Raw genomic sequence first — 16,048 nt, 5'->3', positions numbered from 1 at the left:
GGTGATTCCCATGATGAAAGGTGGCATGGCCGGCCTGATGAAGCAGGCGCAGCAGATGCAGGAAAAAATGGCCAAGATGCAGGAAGAACTGGCCAACGCCGAAGTCACCGGTAAAGCCGGTGGCGATATGGTCAGCGTGGTGATGACCGGTCGTCACGACATCAAGCGCGTGAGCATCGACCCAAGCGTCTTGCCAGGTGTTGGCGAAGATGACCTGGAAATGCTCGAAGCCTTGTTCGCCGCGGCCGTCAACGACGCCGTGCGCAAGATCGAAGCCAACAGCCAGGAAAAGATGGGCGGTGTAACCGCCGGCATGCAACTGCCACCGGGCATGAAGCTGCCGTTCTGATCCGCTAGCCTTGGCTAGACTCAAATGCCAGGCCTTGTGCCTGGCATTTTTTTTGCCGTGATGGAGTCAGGGTGGGCGCTGGCTTGCCTGCGATGCAGACGAGTCGGTGCCACAGACGAAACATCGAACCCCAAGCGCTTTGTCATGGTCTGCACCCTATACCGATGAATTCGACAAAGGAGCCCCTCATGTCTCAAGAACCTATCCTGAACCAGCGCATTGTCCTGGTTTCACGCCCGCAGGGCGCGCCAACCCCGGAAAACTTCCGCCTGGAACGTGTGAACTTGCCGGACCTGGCAGACGGCCAAGTGCTGCTGAAAACGCTGTACCTGTCCCTCGACCCCTATATGCGTGGCCGTATGAGCGACGCGCCGTCCTACGCAGCACCGGTTGAAATCGACGAGGTGATGACCGGTGGCGCTGTCAGCCGTGTCGAGCAGTCGCGTAATCCGAAATTCGAAGTGGGCGATTTGGTCGTCGGTTCCACCGGCTGGCAGAGCCACAGCATTTCTGATGGTCGCAACCTGATCCCGGTGCCAAAAGGGCTGGCCAGCCCGTCGATGGCCCTGGGTGTGCTGGGCATGCCGGGCATGACCGCCTATATGGGGCTGATGGACATCGGCCAGCCGAAGGAGGGGGAAACCCTGGTCGTGGCAGCGGCGTCCGGCGCGGTCGGTTCGGTGGTGGGGCAGGTGGCCAAGCTCAAGGGCTTGCGCGTCATCGGGATCGCAGGGGGGGCGGACAAGTGCCGCTACGTGGTGGACGAATTGGGCTTTGATGCCTGCATCGACCATAAGGGCGCGGACTTTGCCAACGAATTGGCGCAGGCGTGCGACAAGGGCGTGGACATCTATTTCGAGAACGTCGGCGGCAAGGTCTTCGACGCCGTGGTGCCCTTGCTCAACCCCAAGGCCCGCATTCCGCTGTGCGGGTTGATCGCCGGCTACAACGCCCATGAAGCTCCCAGCGGGCCTGACCGTCTGCCGGCGTTGCAACGCACCTTGCTGACCAAGCGCGTGCGCATCCAGGGCTTTATTGTGTTCGACGACTATGGCGATCGCCAGCCCGAATTCCTCAGCGCCATGGCGCCCTGGGTGCGTGACGGCAAGATCAAGTTCCGCGAAGACGTGGTCGAGGGCCTGGAACAGGCGCCCGAAGCCTTTATCGGTTTGCTCGAGGGGCGCAACTTCGGCAAGTTGGTGGTGCGGGTCGCGCAGGATTGACCATTTGACGCTAATCCGAGGCGCGGGTATAAACCGCGTCTCGTTGTTTTGTCGGACCATTCGCTCATGAGCTTCAGCCCCCTGATTCGCCAACTGATCGACGCGCTGCGCACCTTGCCGGGCGTGGGTCAGAAAACCGCCCAGCGTATGGCGCTGCAACTGCTGGAGCGTGATCGCAGCGGCGGCACCCGGTTGGCCCAGGCCTTGAGCCAGGCCATGACCGGCGTGGGCCATTGCCGACAGTGCCGCACCCTCACCGAAGAAGACCTCTGCCCGCAATGCGCCGACCCGCGTCGCGACGACACGTTGCTGTGCGTGGTGGAAGGGCCGATGGACGTGTACGCGGTGGAGCAAACCGGCTATCGCGGGCGCTACTTTGTGCTCAAGGGGCACCTGTCGCCGCTCGATGGCCTGGGGCCGGAAGCCATCGGCATTCCGCAGTTGGTGGCGCGCATTGAAGAGCAGGGCACTTTCACCGAAGTGATTCTGGCGACCAACCCGACCGTGGAAGGTGAAGCAACCGCGCATTACATCGCCCAGTTGCTGACCAACAAAGGCTTGATCACCTCGCGCATCGCCCATGGCGTACCGCTGGGAGGCGAGCTGGAGCTGGTGGACGGCGGCACGTTGGCGCATTCGTTTGCGGGTCGTAAGCCGATCGCGCTCTAAGCCACACCGCAGGACAAAATGTGGGAGCTGGCTTGCCTGCGATGGCGGTGGATCAGGGGACTTTATATCGCCTGACACTTCGCTATCGCAGGCAAGCCAGCTCCCACAGTGTTTTGTGTTACTCCCGCGTCTTGAAAACCAAGCAAGCGCTTGGTAAGTTCGCTCCACCTCACCTGGAGCTTGCCGATGTCTGCCTATCAGGACTACTTCGACCCCAGCCACCAATTGGTCCGCGACAGCGTGCGCCGTTTTGTCGAGCGCGAGATGTTGCCGGGCATCGAGCAATGGGAGGAAGCGCAGAGCTTTCCCCGCGAGCTGTACCTCAAGGCCGGCGCGGCGGGGATCCTCGGCATCGGTTATCCCGAAGCCTTGGGCGGCAGCCATGAAGGCGATCTGTTTGCCAAGGTTGCTGCCAGCGAAGAGTTGATGCGCTGCGGTTCCGGTGGGGTGGTGGCGGGCTTGGGTTCGCTGGATATCGGCTTGCCGCCGGTCGTTAAATGGGCGCGGCGCGAGGTGCGTGAGCGCGTCGCGCCTCAGGTGTTGGCCGGCGAGAAGATCATCGCGCTGGCCGTCACCGAACCCGGTGGCGGCTCCGATGTGGCCAACCTGCAAACCCGCGCGATTCGTGACGGCGACCATTACCGCGTAAGCGGCAGCAAAACCTTTATCACCAGTGGCATCCGTGCCGACTTCTATACCGTCGCCGTGCGCACGGGCGAGCCGGGATTTGGCGGTATCAGTTTATTGCTTATCGAAAAACACACGCCCGGTTTCACCGTCGGTCAGCCGCTGAAGAAAATGGGCTGGTGGACGTCGGACACGGCTGAGTTGTTCTTCGACGATTGCCGCGTGCCGGTGGGCAACCTGATCGGCGTCGAGAACATGGGCTTTGCCTGCATCATGGGCAACTTCCAGAGCGAGCGCCTGGCCTTGGCATTGATGGCCAACATGACTGCGCAGCTTGCACTCGAGGAAAGCCTGAAATGGGCCGGCCAGCGCGAGGCTTTCGGCAAACCCATCGGCAAATTCCAGGTACTCAAGCATCGGCTGGCGGAAATGGCCACGGCGGTGGAAGTCTCGCGCGAATTCACCTATCGCCAGGCGGCGAAGATGGCGGCCGGCAAGAGTGTGATCAAGGAGATTTCCATGGCCAAGAACCTCGCCACCGACACGGCGGACCGTGTGACTTATGACGCGGTGCAGATCCTTGGCGGCCAAGGTTACATGCGTGGCAATCTGGTGGAGCGGCTGTATCGCGATAACCGCATCCTGTCGATTGGCGGCGGCACGCGCGAGGTGATGAATGAAATCATCAGTAAGCAGATGGGCTTGTGATCTCTGCTGTTCCTGAGGGCCTCTTCGCGAGCAAGCCCGCTCCCACATTTGAAATGCATTCCAAATGTGGGAGCGGGCTTGCTCGCGAAGAGGTCGGCCCAGGCAACACACATCTCAACCTGAGGTATTACCGCTCAGTCAACGCAAACTGCGTCAGGCAAAACGTCGGAATGCCCATGTCTTCCAGGCGCTGCGAACCCCCCAGTTCCGGCAGGTCGATAATCGCCGCCGCTTCGAAGATCTTCGCGCCCATGCGTCGTACCAAATTCGCCGCTGCGATCAAGGTGCCGCCCGTGGCGATCAGGTCATCGAACATCAATACCGAGTCGCCTTCACACAGGCTGTCGGCGTGCACTTCGAGGAAGGCTTCGCCGTATTCAGTCTGGTAACCCTCGGCCAGCACGTCAGCCGGCAGCTTGCCCTGCTTGCGGAACAGGATCAGCGGTTTGTTCAGTTGATAGGCGATGATCGAGCCGATCAAAAAGCCCCGCGCATCCATCGCGCCGATGTGGCTGAAGTCGGCTTCGACATAGCGCTGGGCAAAGCTGTCGGCGACCAGGCGAAGGGCGCGGGGCGATTGGAACAGCGGCGTGATGTCACGAAAGATCACCCCAGGCTTGGGGAAGTCGATGACGGGGCGGATCAGGGATTTGATGTCGAACGAATCGAAGGTCATCGTCGAAGAGTCCTGAGGGTTGAAAACGGACTCGAAGTATACCTGCGGCCTCACCGATTGGCGCGGCCGCAGCGGCTGAATCAGCCCTCCAGCGAACCCCCGGCCAGTGCGCACAGCTGGATCGGGTCGAGGATATGCACTTCCTTGCCTTCGGCGGCAATCAACTCGTTCTGCTGGAAACGCGTGAACACGCGGGACACGGTTTCCACTGCCAGGCCCAAGTAGTTGCCGATTTCATTGCGCGACATGCTCAGGCGGAACTGGTTGGCCGAGAACCCACGGGCACGGAAGCGCGCCGACAGGTTGACCAGGAACGTGGCGATGCGCTCGTCGGCGGTTTTCTTCGACAGCAGCAGCATCATCTGTTGGTCGTCACGAATTTCGCGACTCATGACCCGCATCAATTGGCGACGCAGTTGCGGCAATTGCAGGGCCAGTTCATCCAGGCGTTCGAAGGGAATTTCGCACACCGACGTGGTCTCCAGCGCCTGGGCCGACACCGGGTGAATCTCGGTGTCCATGCCGGACAACCCGACCAGCTCGCTGGGCAGGTGGAAACCGGTGATCTGCTCTTCGCCGCTGTCGCTCAGGCTGAACGTCTTCAACGCGCCTGAACGTACTGCATAGACGGAATCGAATTTGTCGCCCTGGCGAAACAGAAACTCGCCTTTTTTCAGCGGGCGACCGCGTTTAACGATTTCGTCCAGCGCTTCCATGTCTTCCAAATTCAACGAAAGTGGCAGGCAGAGGGGAGCCAGGCTGCAATCCTTGCAGTGAGCCTGGCTGTGAGCGCGCAGTTTAACTGGCTCGGACATTTCTTAAATCCTTGTGGGAAAACACACATAAGACGTAAGGGTAACGCACCGAGGGTGGATGAGGCCAGCGTGTACAAAAAAGCCGCACATGGATAAAGGTTTATGTATCGATGCCGATACAAAGGTGAATCCCTATGAGCTGGAGCTCAGGTCATGTCGGTAATCCCAGTCAATAACCCAGTCATTACTACCAAGGCACCCCAGGTGCTGACGGCCGCAGATGCGCTCGCGGGCAAAAAAGTCGATGACAAACCTGCCCCGCCACCCACACCCGGTGAAGGCGTGGTGGTGACGATATCCGGTGCCGGGCTCAAAGCCTCCCAGACCGGTAGCAACCCCAACAAGGACATCGACGACAGCAATCTGAAAGACAACATCAAGTAGTTGCTGAAAATGATCCGCGAACTGAGAAAACAGCTTGCCGAGAAAATGGCGCAGCTGTCGGCGGCCATGAATGACACCACCATGAGCCCCGAAGCACGCCAAGCCAAGGTCGCGGGCTTACAGGGCGATATCGCTAACATTCAGGCCGGTTTGATGACGGCCCAGGCACAACTGGCCAAATCGCTCAAAGACGAGCCGCCTGAGGCTCAAATGGAAGCCATGAAGCTGCTGTCGAAATAATTCAGGCTTAGATCACCCGCGAGAACCGTTGCCTGTTCTGGTGCTCCAGGTAGGCATCGAACACCATGCACACCGAGCGCACCAGCAGGCGCCCGGCGGGCAACACGTGGATGCCCTGCGCATTCAGCTCGATCAAGCCGTCTGCGGCCATCGTCTCCAGCTGTGGCCATAGCTCGTCGAAATAGCCGCGAAAATCGATATTGAAAGCCTGTTCGATCTGCTCGAAGCCCAGGCTGAAGGTGCAGATCAACTGCTGAATCACTTCGCGCCGTAACCGATCATCCGTGGTGCACACCAGGCCACGGCTGGTGGCCAGTTGCGCGCCGGCCAGGGCGTTCTGGTAGTGATTGAGGTCGCTGCTGTTCTGGCAATACAGGTCGCCGATCTGGCTGATCGCCGACACCCCCAACCCAATCAAATCGCAATGCCCGTGGGTGGTGTAGCCTTGGAAATTGCGTTGCAACGTGCCTTCTTCCTGGGCGATGGCCAGTTCATCATCCGGCAGGGCAAAGTGGTCCATGCCGATGTAGCGATAGCCGGCGCGGGTCAATTGCTCGATGGTGGTTTGCAGCATCAGCAGTTTTTCCGCCGGCGAAGGTAACTCGTCGGTGTTGATCCGCCGCTGCGGCATGAAGCGCTCCGGCAGGTGCGCGTAGTTGAACACCGACAGGCGATCCGGTTGCAGGCTGATCACTTCCTCCACGGTGCGTGCGAAGTTGATCGGCGTCTGCTTGGGCAGGCCGTAGATCAGGTCGATATTGATCGAGCGAAATTGCAGGGTGCGCGCCGCGTCGATCACCGCGCGGGTTTCTTCCAGGCTTTGCAGGCGGTTGACCGCGCGTTGCACCTCGGGGTCGAGGTCTTGCACACCGATGCTCACACGGTTGAAGCCCAGTTCGCGCAGCAGGCCCATGGTCGCCCAGTCGGCTTCGCGCGGGTCGATCTCGATGCCGTAGTCGCCGGAATCATCCTCCAGCAAATTGAAGTGCTGGCGCAGGCGCGTCATCACCTGGCGCAGCTCGTCGTGGCTGAGAAAGGTCGGCGTGCCGCCGCCGAAGTGCAGCTGCTCCACCGGCTGTTTCGGGTCGAGGTGGCAGGCCACCAGTTGGATTTCCTGTTCCAGGCGTTGCAAATAAGCCTGGGCGCGGCCACGGTCTTTGGTGATGACTTTGTTGCAGGCGCAGTAGTAGCAAATGTTCGCGCAGAACGGCACGTGCACATACAGCGACAGTGGCCGTGCGGCCTTGCGGCTGTCGCGCAGGGCGTGGAGCAGGTCGAAGGTGCCGACCTGGCTGTCGAATTGTACGGCGGTGGGGTAGGACGTGTAGCGCGGCCCCGCCAAGTCGTAGCGGTGAATCAGATCTGTGTCCCAACGAATGGCGTCGAGCATGCGGGCGGTCCCCCGGATTGGCTAGTGGGCCGAGTCTAGGGGCAGGGCTGCGATGGCATCTTGATTTGCATCAACGGGGAGCGGCGCTATGCCACATGGCCTTTTAATGGCCCATCAACCAGTGCTGGTGCGGGCCTGGCAATGTCCAAATGCCGAACAGAATCACCAGAAGCCCGCCGGCCACGCGCACGCTGCGTTTGCGCAATATCGCCGTCACCCGTTCAGCCGCCAGGCCCGTCGCCAGCAACACCGGCCAGGTTCCGAGCCCAAACGCCAGCATCAGCACTGCACTGTCTGCCGCATTGCCCTGGCTCGCCGCCCACAGCAACGTGCTGTAGACCAACCCGCACGGCAACCAGCCCCACAGCGCGCCCAGCAGCAACGCACGCGGCAGGCTGGACACCGGCAACAAACGGTTGGCGACAGGCTGTATATAGCGCCACAGGCCGCGCCCGAGGCTTTCGATACGGGTGAGGCCGCTCCACCAACCGGCCAGGTACAGGCCCATGCTGATCAGCAGCAAACCGGCGAGCACGCGCATGAACATCGCCGCCGGGCTGTTGGCCACGGCCCAGCCGGCCAGGCCGATCAGTAACCCTGCGGTGGCATAGCTGAGAATGCGCCCCAGGTTGTACGCCAGCAGCAGGCGAAAGCGGCGGCTGCGTTGCTCTTTGGGAATCGCCAGGGTCAGTGCGCCCATCAGCCCGCCGCACATGCCCAGGCAATGGCCGCCGCCCAGCAGGCCGAGGATCAGTGCCGAGACCAGCAGGGGCGCCAGTTCAAGCATGGGGCGGGTCTTTGGGCGGTTGCTCGGGGCCGTTGGCTTCGTCGACGGCGGCCAGGTGGTTCGGGTCCTGATCGTCGAACAGCACGCTGTGGGCCGGGCCGTCGAGGTCGTCGTACTGGCCGCTGTCCACCGCCCAGAAGAAGATGTAAATGGCCACGCCGACTAACAGCAGCGCCGCTGGAATCATCACGTAGAGAGCTGGCATCTGTACTCCATGCCCGCGCGGCTCAAGCCGGCAACGGGCGGGTTACTAAAGTGGCGCTGTCAGCCGGCGCGCTTGGTTGGCGAGTCAGGCGCAAGGCGTTGAGCACCACGGTCAACGAACTGAGGGACATGCCGATCGCCGCCCAGATGGGCGTGATCCAACCGAGGGCGGCAAACGGCAGCATAAGGCCATTGTACAGCCCGGCCCATAGCAGGTTTTCGATGATCACCCGCCGCGTGCGCCGCGCCAGCGTAAACGCCTGCACCAGCGCGTTGAGGCGGTTGGACAGCAGCACGGCGTCGGCACTGGTTTTTGCCAGGTCGGTGGCCGAGCCCATCGCCACGCTGATATCGGCAGCGGCGAGCACCGGCACATCGTTGACGCCGTCGCCGAGCATCAGCACCTTGCGGCCTTCCTTGTGCAGTTGTTGCAGCACTTGCAGTTTGTCGTCGGGGCGCAGGCCGCCGTGGGCTTCGTCGATGCCCAGCTCGACAGCGACACTGGCCACCATCGGCGAGCTGTCGCCGGACAGCAGCAATGTGCGCCAGCCCCGCGCCTTGCACGCCGCCAGCAAGGCGGGTGCGTCGCTGCGCAGGCGGTCATCCAGCACGAACCAGGCGAGTGCGCCGTCGCGGTCGCCGAGCAGCAGCCATTGCCCGGCTTCGTCCGGCGAAGCGGGGATCGGGCAGCCACTCAGCTCGCAGGCAAACCCCGGCTGGCCGATGCGCAATTGATGCTCGCCCACACGGCCTTCAAGGCCCAGGCCGGGGAAGCTCAAGACTTCATCGGCGGCCCGCGGTGCACGCCCAAAGGCCCGCGCAATGGGGTGTTCGGAACGGTTTTCCAGGGCGGCGGCGAGGCTCAGGCATTCATCGCTGTTCAGCCTGCCCAACGGGCGGATCGCACGCAGTGCTAGTCGGCCTTCGGTCAAGGTGCCGGTCTTGTCGAAAATCACCGTGTCGATCTGGTTCAAGCCTTCCAGCACATGGCCACGGGTCAGTAATAGCCCGAGTTTGTGCAGTGTGCCGGTGGCGGCGGTGAGGGCGGTGGGTGTGGCCAGGGACAACGCGCATGGGCAGGTCGCGACGAGCATGGCCAGCACAATCCAGAACGCCCGCGACGGGTCCAGCTCCCACCACAGCAAGCCGATCAACGCCGCCGCGATCAGCGAACACAACAGGAACCATTGCGCCGCGCGGTCGGCGATTTGCGCCAGGCGCGGTTTTTCCGCCTGGGCGCGTTCCAGCAGGCGCACGATGGCGGACAGGCGCGTGTCATGGCCCAGCGCGCGGACCTCGACGGTCAGCGCACCTTCGACATTCAGTGTGCCGGCGGTGACCGCGTCGCCCACGTGGCGAGGCTGCGGCAGGTATTCGCCGGTGAGCAGGGATTCGTCGATGCTCGACTGGCCGTCGAGAATCACCCCGTCGGCCGGCAGCACCGCGCCGGGATGCACGGATACGCGGTCACCCACGGCCAGTTCACTGAGCAGGATGCGTTCGCTCTGGCCATCCTCTTTGAGGCGCAGGCACGAGGCAGGTAGCAGGTTGACCAACTGCGCGGTGGCGGCAGCTGTGCGTTCCCGCGCACGTCGCTCCATATAGCGCCCGGCCAGCAGGAACAGCGCGAACATGCCCACCGCATCGAAATACAACTCGCCGACGCCGGTGATGGCCGTCCAGATACCGGCCAAATAAGCACCGCCAATCGCCAGGGACACTGAGACGTCCATGGTCAGGTGGCGCGTGCGCAAATCGCGCAAGGCACCTTTGAAGAAGGGCGCGCAGCTGTAGAACACAATCGGTGTGGTCAGAAACATCGCCACCCAGCGCAGGATCACGTGCAGCTCCGGGCTCAGGTCGATATTGAATTCCGGCCAGGTGGCCATCGTTGCCATCATCGCCTGGAACCACAACAACCCCGCCACACCGAGTTGGCGCAGGGCCAGACGATTTTCGCCGGCCAGTTGCTCGGCGGCGCGGTCCGCCTGGTAGGGGTGGGCGGCGTAGCCGATGTGGCGCAGCTCGCTGAGCAGCTGGCTCAGCGGCAATTGCCCGTCGGCCCAGCGCACCTGCAGGCGGTGGTTGGACAGGTTCAGCCGCGCCTCGGCCACGGCGGGCAGGCTGCGCAGGTGTTTTTCGATCAGCCAGCCACAGGCCGCGCAGCTGATGCCTTCCATCAATAGGGTGGTTTCGGCGAGTTCGCCGTCATGGCGCACAAAGGGTTTTTGCACGTCGGCGCGGTCGTACAGCGCCAGTTCGTCGACCAGTTGCACCGGCAGCGCCTCGGGGTTGGCCGAGGCTTCGCTGCGGTGCTGGTAATAGCTTTCCAGCCCGCCGGCCACGATGGCTTCGGCCACCGCCTGGCAGCCCGGGCAGCACAGCTCGCGGCGCTCGCCGAGGATCACGGCGGTGAACCGGTTGCCGGGCGGGACGGGCAGGGCGCAGTGGTAGCAGGGGGTTGGGGTGGTCATGGGTTTAGATCTTAGCTGGCTGGGAGGGCCTCATCGCGGGCAAGCCCGGCTCCCACACCAGGAATGTATTTTCCTGTGGGAGCTGGGCTTGCCCGCGATGCGCGAAGCGCAGGTTTTTTACTTCTTCAGGTCTTCAGCACCCTGCAACGGCTCATCGCCCAGCAGCAAGTCTTTGTCGTGGCTGACCTGTTCTTCTTCGAACAGGCGCCAGGTCCTGTCGCCCTCCACGCCGAGCAATTCCACGAAGCGCCGGCCTTCGACCTTGTCGGTGACCTGGCCGAGGTAGCGGCCCGGTTCACTGTCGCTGCGCGCCAGGTTGATCTTGCGATCCTTCTCCGGCTGGGTCGGCGAAATCAGGTTCAGTTCCAGGGTGGTCGGGTTGCTGTTGCCGGTCAGGTGCACGTCGACTTCACCGGTCAGTTCGTCCAGGTGCACGGTGGCGCGCAGTTGCAGGGTCTGGGCCAGCAGTTCGCGGTCGAGGGAGCGGTTGATACCTTTGCCGGCTTCGTAGTAGTTGTCGTTGACCAAATTGTCCGGGTTCTTCACCGCAATGGTCACCATGGACAAGGTCAAGGTCACCGAGCAGGTCAGGATCCCGATGATGATCCAGGGCCAGAGGTGCTTGTACCAAGGGCTTGCGGCAGTGGCTACGGGCATTGTTTTGCTCTCTGATTATTAACGGACTTGTGGGCCGATGAATCGGCTCTTGGCTTCAATGTTGACACTGTCGTCATCGGCATCCCGGAGGATGAATTTCACTTCGTTGGTGCTCGACGGCAGTTGCTCAGGGGCGCTGGACAGCTCCACCGGCATGCTGACGATATCCCCCGCAGCGACTTTGATTTCGCGCCGGCCTTGCAGCTTGAGGTCCGGCAGGCCCGAGGCGTCGAGCACGTAGGTGTGGTCGCGCTGGTCCTTGTTCATGATCTTCAGGCTGTAGACGTTTTCGATGCGGCCTTCGGCGTTTTCGCGGAACAGCACACGGTCTTTGCTGACGTCGAAACCGACCAGCGAACGCATGAAAAATGCGCCGACCAACAGGCTGATCATCGCCAGTAACACCAGCGCGTAACCTATCAGGCGCGGGCGCAGCTTGTGGGTCTTTTGCCCCGACAGGTTATGTTCGGTGGTGTAGCTGATCAGGCCGCGTGGGTACTCCATTTTGTCCATGATGTTGTCGCAGGCGTCGATGCACGCCGCGCAGCCGATGCACTCGATTTGTAGGCCATCGCGGATGTCGATACCGGTGGGGCACACCTGCACGCACATCGTGCAATCGATGCAATCGCCCAGGCCCTGGGCCTTGTAGTCGACACCTTTTTTGCGCGGGCCACGCACTTCGCCACGGCGTGGGTCGTAGGAGACGATCAAGGTGTCCTTGTCGAACATCACGCTTTGGAAGCGCGCATACGGGCACATGTAGATGCACACCTGTTCACGCAGCCAGCCGGCATTGCCATAGGTGGCGAGGGTGAAGAACCCGACCCAGAAATACGACCAGCCATCGGCCTGGCCGGTGAAGAAGTCGAACACCAGTTCGCGGATCGGCGAGAAGTAGCCGACGAAGGTCATGCCGGTGACAAACCCGATCAACAGCCACAGCGTGTGCTTGCTGAATTTGCGCAGGAATTTGTTGGCGCCCATCGGCGCTTTGTCGAGCTTGATGCGCTGGTTGCGGTCGCCTTCGGTGACCTTTTCACACCACATGAAAATCCACGTCCACACGCTTTGCGGGCAGGTATAGCCACACCACACGCGCCCGGCGTACACGGTGATAAAGAACAGGCCAAAGGCGGCAACAATGAGAATGCCCGAGAGCAGGATGAAATCCTGCGGCCAGAAGGTCGCGCCAAAAATAAAAAATTTACGCTCCGGCAAGTTCCACCACACCGCCTGGTGACCACCCCAGTTCAGCCACACCGTACCGAAGTAGAGCAGGAACAAACCGGCGCCGCCGAGCATGCGCAAATTGCGGAACAGGCCGGTGAAGGCGCGGGTGTAGATTTTCTCGCGCGACGCATAGAGGTCGACGGATTGACTGGCGTTTTGGGCAGGCGGGGTAACGTCATGTACCGGTATTTGGTTGCTCATCATTGCATCCCACGGCGGTGGAGATTTGCCTCGGCCAGTACGTGCCAACCGGGGTCAAAAATAGGCTCTTGCAGTGGCGTAATGATACGCCCCTGGTACGGCTGAACGGGTGCGACCTTTGGTCGCGTTGGGGGGAATCAATTGATGGTGTACGTGATCTGGATCAATTGACTTGTGAAGTATGGACGGTTTTCAGACGCAGAGGGCATTCGTCCCAGGGTCATAGTCAGCACGGGCACAGGCAGGTGGACACCACGATGCGCCCTGGTGAGCCCAGTCAGCCACGCGGTCGGTTTGTGCGCAATTGAAATCCATGCCGTAGGAGCTCTACGTTTCGATAGGTCGGAAATGCCTTTTAACAGACTCGAATTTACACGAAGGAACTGTTCTTTTTAATTCTCCACTTAATGGAACCTTGCTTAATTCCAAGCACAGGATATTGAAGGAACAAAATATATGGACGTCGGACGAAATTCGTTTGTACCTAACTTTCCGGTGGATCAGCTTGCTAATGCGCTTAAATCAGGCGAGCCCATTGATTACCCCCGTCTTGTACTAACCAATTACCTGGACAGGCAAATAGCCAAATTTGCCGAGGCCAGAAAAGAGGCTGCAAAGCAGGATGTTTCCAGCGATGCATCAGTGGCAGGGACCACGTCGCCCAGTGGTCCGAAAGAACTGAGTAAATGGAGCGACAAGGAGATCACTCAATACCTCGGTAAACATTTCAATACGTTTATGGATGCAGACGCTAAGCCCAGCGTGGTTTTGTCGTCCATGGATTCTGGTGATAAGGAGTTTGTTACACGGGCTTCTCTGGAGCGCGTTGCAAACTCGAAAGACGGTCAGTTTACCCCCGAGGCTATGGCCTTCGCGAGTGAGTTGTTGAACCGAAAAGAGTTGTTCAGCGGGTACGAAGACCCCTACTGCTCTGATGTGGATGGTGCTGTATCTAAGCGAGATGTCTACGATAGGCTCGTGACGAAAAAAGTATATGAGGGTAAAGAAGTCGGCGATTATTCAACTGCGTCAAACTCATTCACCGCTGAAACGTACGCTCTGTATGGCGAGGATGGCACACTTCTGATGAAGAATCGTTATGTTAAACATGGTGAATTTGGTGGGGCCTCTTGGAAAACGGATTTTCTCTAACAGCGCTAAGTCAATCATGCGGTATCTTTTTTTAAACTAAAGGTGATCTATGAATGTAAGCGCTCCGGTCGTAAATTCAACTAATAGCACTGTGCCTGTGGAAGCCCCCAAGCTCACGCCTGCACAAATTGCTCAGTCTGCGAGTAACTTTTCGTTAGGTTTTCACTTGTTTTTTAATTTTGAAACATTCATCGACCCGAAAACCGGGTATATCACTCCCGAGTCGCTCAGAAAAGTCGCTATTTCGGGCTTGCATTCTCCAAAGGATAGAGCCGTCGCCGAGGAGACTCGGAAGCGGCACGACTTCATGTATGCGTTGGACAAAGATGGCAAGGGTCTGTTAGACAGTAGGATTTATCGGGAGGATATATTCAACGCAATCGCACCCAGCAACGATGAGAAAAACTTCGGTGGCTGGAGTGATAAAGCCATGAGTAAGTACCTTGTCATGAACTTCAAAAAATTTACTGATCCGAATGATCCTAACTTTGTCACTCGAAGTTCTCTTGAGCGGGCGGCGCACTCAAAGGGCGAGGATGGGTTTACAGCAGAAGACTCATCGTTTGCACGTGAACTGTTGCGCCGGCTGGACCTGTTCAAGAGGATGGATGCGGCGCCGAACGGCTCCCTTGATGACAAGATTGGTATAAATACGCTAAAAGAAATAGTCGGGTACTCCTCTGTGGAAACTTATGGTTCCGGATATCCTCAGAAAATTGATTACGATGAAAGAGGGCAGGAGATAGCGGGTTATTACAAGGGGCATTATGCCACTGAGTGCACGCGTCTCTAATGATCAGCCTATAAAAGCCCGAGACTGTCTGTACTGTCTACGCGCGTAAGTAACAAAGCCCCGTCAGCGTTCGCTGCGCGGGGCTTTGTGGTCTCTGAAGCCTTACTGCTCTGCGATGATTATTCAGTGAGGTATTAACTATTAGAACGATTCCGTAAGAATACATGTGTGTGACGCTATATGTATTTCAGGAACGGCTGTTGGTTTATTCGCTACTCATGAGTACACCGTTCACTCTCAATCGGTGCAACTTAGAGGAGTGCTTAAAGATGGAAATTGGAACATTCGTCACCCAGAAGCCCGCAGCTGAACCGGGCGTGTACGAGAGGCCGACAGGTGCACGATATAGGCCGAGTGGCCAGGATGCCAAACTGGCGCAGCAGGTAGTGGAAAACTTTTCCAGGTTGGAAGACCCTGATAAAAAAGGGTATATCACCCTGGACTCGCTCAAGAAAATAGCCACTGGCAACGGTGACCCAGCCATCAAGCAGTTGGCGCTTGGGTTGCTGAATAATGAAGCGTTAAGGGGCTTTGTCGGTAGCCATACGCAGAGCTATCCATTTGAACGTTTCGTCGGGGTGGTAGACCACTATCTGCCAAGGGATGTAAACGGGGCGCGCCCCTACGTTCGTGATTTCACTCCACAACCCCTTGGGCCTATCCGAGTGGGCGGTCAACCTCGTCAATAGTCGCTGGTGCGTACTCATAAAACGTTTCGCCGATAGTAATCGGTGGAGCGTTTTACGCGCCCGGAAGGCGCAAGTTCATTCACACCAGGGGTTTATCAGTGGGACACCGCTCGATTGAAAGTCGCTGACGTTGCGAGTCACCACGGTAAGCCCGTGAACCAGAGCGGTCGCGGCGATCAGTGCGTCACTTTCGTTCGCCAGGCCCGGCACATGCAAATGGGCACAACGCAGCGCAACGGCGGCATCAATCGGCAATATCCTGGCATCGAACGCTGGCATTACGTGACGTTTGAGCCACGTACGGAGCACTTTCCCCTGAGCCGGGTCTCGGCGCTCCATCCGCAGTACGCCGGTTTCCAATTCTTTCAGCGTAATGGCTGAGATGAACATGCGTGGGGCGATAACGCTTTTCGCCCAGGCCACCACGCGGGCGTCGGCCTGAGGTTTACGAAGTTCAGAGATTACGTTGGTATCGAGCAGGTACATTCAAGAGAGGTCCACGGGGCGGTGAGTGATCACGGCACGTTCGGTTTCAAAGTCGATTTCGGCCGCTTCCGGCATCACCAACAGGTCGACGATGTCGACATTCAGACCTGTCAGTTTCTGGTAGTCCTCAATGCTTAGCAGTACATGGGCGGGCTTGCCGCGATCAGTGATAAAAACCGGCCCCTGACGGGCGGCTTTTTTGGCACCACTTGTGTCTTGATTGAATTCACGGCTGGAAATGGTGGTGATGGTCATGGGGCATCCCCCTTCGGCAGATTTAATGTAGTTACG

19 protein-coding genes are annotated in these 16,048 nt (G+C 59.5%); 9 read left to right on the top strand and 10 right to left on the bottom strand.

Going from position 1 to position 16,048, the window contains the following annotated elements:
- Positions 1-10 precede the first annotated feature (10 nt).
- The 4 genes from PspR76_RS22590 to PspR76_RS22575 all read left to right on the top strand — a co-directional run bounded on the left by PspR76_RS22590 (position 11) and on the right by PspR76_RS22575 (position 3,576).
- Positions 11-349 carry a YbaB/EbfC family nucleoid-associated protein gene (locus PspR76_RS22590; RefSeq protein WP_003175481.1) on the top strand — a complete coding sequence of 113 codons (339 nt, stop codon included), beginning with the start codon at positions 11-13 and terminating at the stop codon, positions 347-349.
- Positions 350-537: 188 nt separating this feature from the next.
- Positions 538-1,572 (top strand): NADP-dependent oxidoreductase, encoded by a 1,035-nt coding sequence (locus tag PspR76_RS22585; RefSeq protein ID WP_159958878.1) that lies wholly within the window; start codon positions 538-540, stop codon positions 1,570-1,572.
- A 66-nt stretch (positions 1,573-1,638) separates the two neighbouring features.
- Entirely contained in the window at positions 1,639-2,241 is a 603-nt protein-coding gene (gene recR / locus PspR76_RS22580) for a recombination mediator RecR (RefSeq protein ID WP_083357364.1), read from the top strand.
- A 186-nt stretch (positions 2,242-2,427) separates the two neighbouring features.
- Positions 2,428-3,576 (top strand): acyl-CoA dehydrogenase family protein, encoded by a 1,149-nt coding sequence (locus PspR76_RS22575; RefSeq protein ID WP_159958876.1) that lies wholly within the window; start codon positions 2,428-2,430, stop codon positions 3,574-3,576.
- 127 nt (positions 3,577-3,703) lie between these two features.
- Here the strand turns inward: PspR76_RS22575 and PspR76_RS22570 are convergent, their stop codons facing one another.
- Together PspR76_RS22570 and fnr are read right to left on the bottom strand one after the other, a co-directional pair.
- Positions 3,704-4,252, bottom strand: coding sequence for an adenine phosphoribosyltransferase (locus tag PspR76_RS22570; protein WP_124363896.1), 549 nt, complete (start codon positions 4,250-4,252; stop codon positions 3,704-3,706).
- An 80-nt stretch (positions 4,253-4,332) separates the two neighbouring features.
- Positions 4,333-5,067 (bottom strand): fumarate/nitrate reduction transcriptional regulator Fnr, encoded by a 735-nt coding sequence (fnr, locus tag PspR76_RS22565; RefSeq protein ID WP_106576340.1) that lies wholly within the window; start codon positions 5,065-5,067, stop codon positions 4,333-4,335.
- Between the two features lie 153 nt (positions 5,068-5,220).
- Between fnr and PspR76_RS31350 the strand changes: the two genes are divergently transcribed.
- Positions 5,221-5,451, top strand: a complete 231-nt coding sequence (locus tag PspR76_RS31350) for a hypothetical protein (protein WP_237235693.1) — start codon at positions 5,221-5,223, stop codon at positions 5,449-5,451.
- Between the two features lie 9 nt (positions 5,452-5,460).
- Positions 5,461-5,691 carry a FlxA-like family protein gene (locus PspR76_RS31345; RefSeq protein WP_237235692.1) on the top strand — a complete coding sequence of 77 codons (231 nt, stop codon included), beginning with the start codon at positions 5,461-5,463 and terminating at the stop codon, positions 5,689-5,691.
- Between the two features lie 7 nt (positions 5,692-5,698).
- Here PspR76_RS31345 and hemN read toward each other — a convergent pair whose 3' ends face one another.
- The 6 genes from hemN to ccoG form a co-directional block, all read right to left on the bottom strand.
- Positions 5,699-7,081, bottom strand: a complete 1,383-nt coding sequence (hemN, locus tag PspR76_RS22555; RefSeq protein ID WP_159958874.1) for an oxygen-independent coproporphyrinogen III oxidase — start codon at positions 7,079-7,081, stop codon at positions 5,699-5,701.
- Positions 7,082-7,184: 103 nt separating this feature from the next.
- A complete protein-coding gene (locus tag PspR76_RS22550) occupies positions 7,185-7,868 on the bottom strand; it encodes a sulfite exporter TauE/SafE family protein (RefSeq protein WP_159958872.1) in 684 nt (227 codons plus the stop codon).
- On the bottom strand, positions 7,861-8,073 hold the full coding sequence (ccoS, locus tag PspR76_RS22545) for a cbb3-type cytochrome oxidase assembly protein CcoS (RefSeq protein ID WP_017735332.1): 213 nt from the start codon (positions 8,071-8,073) through the stop codon (positions 7,861-7,863). The genes PspR76_RS22550 and ccoS overlap by 8 nt, the downstream gene beginning before the upstream one ends.
- Positions 8,074-8,095: 22 nt before the next feature.
- On the bottom strand, positions 8,096-10,546 hold the full coding sequence (locus PspR76_RS22540) for a heavy metal translocating P-type ATPase (protein WP_159958870.1): 2,451 nt from the start codon (positions 10,544-10,546) through the stop codon (positions 8,096-8,098).
- A 117-nt stretch (positions 10,547-10,663) separates the two neighbouring features.
- On the bottom strand, positions 10,664-11,203 hold the full coding sequence (locus tag PspR76_RS22535) for a FixH family protein (RefSeq protein WP_159958868.1): 540 nt from the start codon (positions 11,201-11,203) through the stop codon (positions 10,664-10,666).
- An 18-nt stretch (positions 11,204-11,221) separates the two neighbouring features.
- On the bottom strand, positions 11,222-12,637 hold the full coding sequence (gene ccoG, locus PspR76_RS22530; protein WP_159958866.1) for a cytochrome c oxidase accessory protein CcoG: 1,416 nt from the start codon (positions 12,635-12,637) through the stop codon (positions 11,222-11,224).
- A 456-nt stretch (positions 12,638-13,093) separates the two neighbouring features.
- Here ccoG and PspR76_RS22525 point away from each other — a divergent pair, with 456 nt between their 5' ends.
- The 3 genes from PspR76_RS22525 to PspR76_RS22515 all read left to right on the top strand — a co-directional run bounded on the left by PspR76_RS22525 (position 13,094) and on the right by PspR76_RS22515 (position 15,271).
- Entirely contained in the window at positions 13,094-13,789 is a 696-nt protein-coding gene (locus PspR76_RS22525; protein ID WP_159958864.1) for a hypothetical protein, read from the top strand.
- Positions 13,790-13,838: 49 nt separating this feature from the next.
- Positions 13,839-14,582, top strand: coding sequence for a hypothetical protein (locus PspR76_RS22520; protein WP_159958862.1), 744 nt, complete (start codon positions 13,839-13,841; stop codon positions 14,580-14,582).
- A 269-nt stretch (positions 14,583-14,851) separates the two neighbouring features.
- On the top strand, positions 14,852-15,271 hold the full coding sequence (locus PspR76_RS22515) for a hypothetical protein (RefSeq protein ID WP_159958860.1): 420 nt from the start codon (positions 14,852-14,854) through the stop codon (positions 15,269-15,271).
- Between the two features lie 75 nt (positions 15,272-15,346).
- Here PspR76_RS22515 and PspR76_RS22510 read toward each other — a convergent pair whose 3' ends face one another.
- Both PspR76_RS22510 and PspR76_RS22505 read right to left on the bottom strand, forming a co-directional pair.
- Positions 15,347-15,757: a type II toxin-antitoxin system VapC family toxin gene (locus PspR76_RS22510; protein WP_159958858.1), complete on the bottom strand. Its 411-nt coding sequence runs from the start codon at positions 15,755-15,757 to the stop codon at positions 15,347-15,349.
- The gene (locus tag PspR76_RS22505) at positions 15,758-16,012 is read right to left on the bottom strand and encodes a type II toxin-antitoxin system Phd/YefM family antitoxin (RefSeq protein WP_101272438.1); all 255 of its coding nucleotides are present in this window, start codon (positions 16,010-16,012) and stop codon (positions 15,758-15,760) included.
- Positions 16,013-16,048 lie beyond the last annotated feature (36 nt).

Source organism: Pseudomonas sp. R76 (assembly GCF_009834565.1).
Taxonomy (GTDB): Bacteria; Pseudomonadota; Gammaproteobacteria; order Pseudomonadales; family Pseudomonadaceae; genus Aquipseudomonas.
Note: the sequence above shows the minus strand (reverse complement) of the source record. Positions and strands in the feature narration are given on the sequence as shown.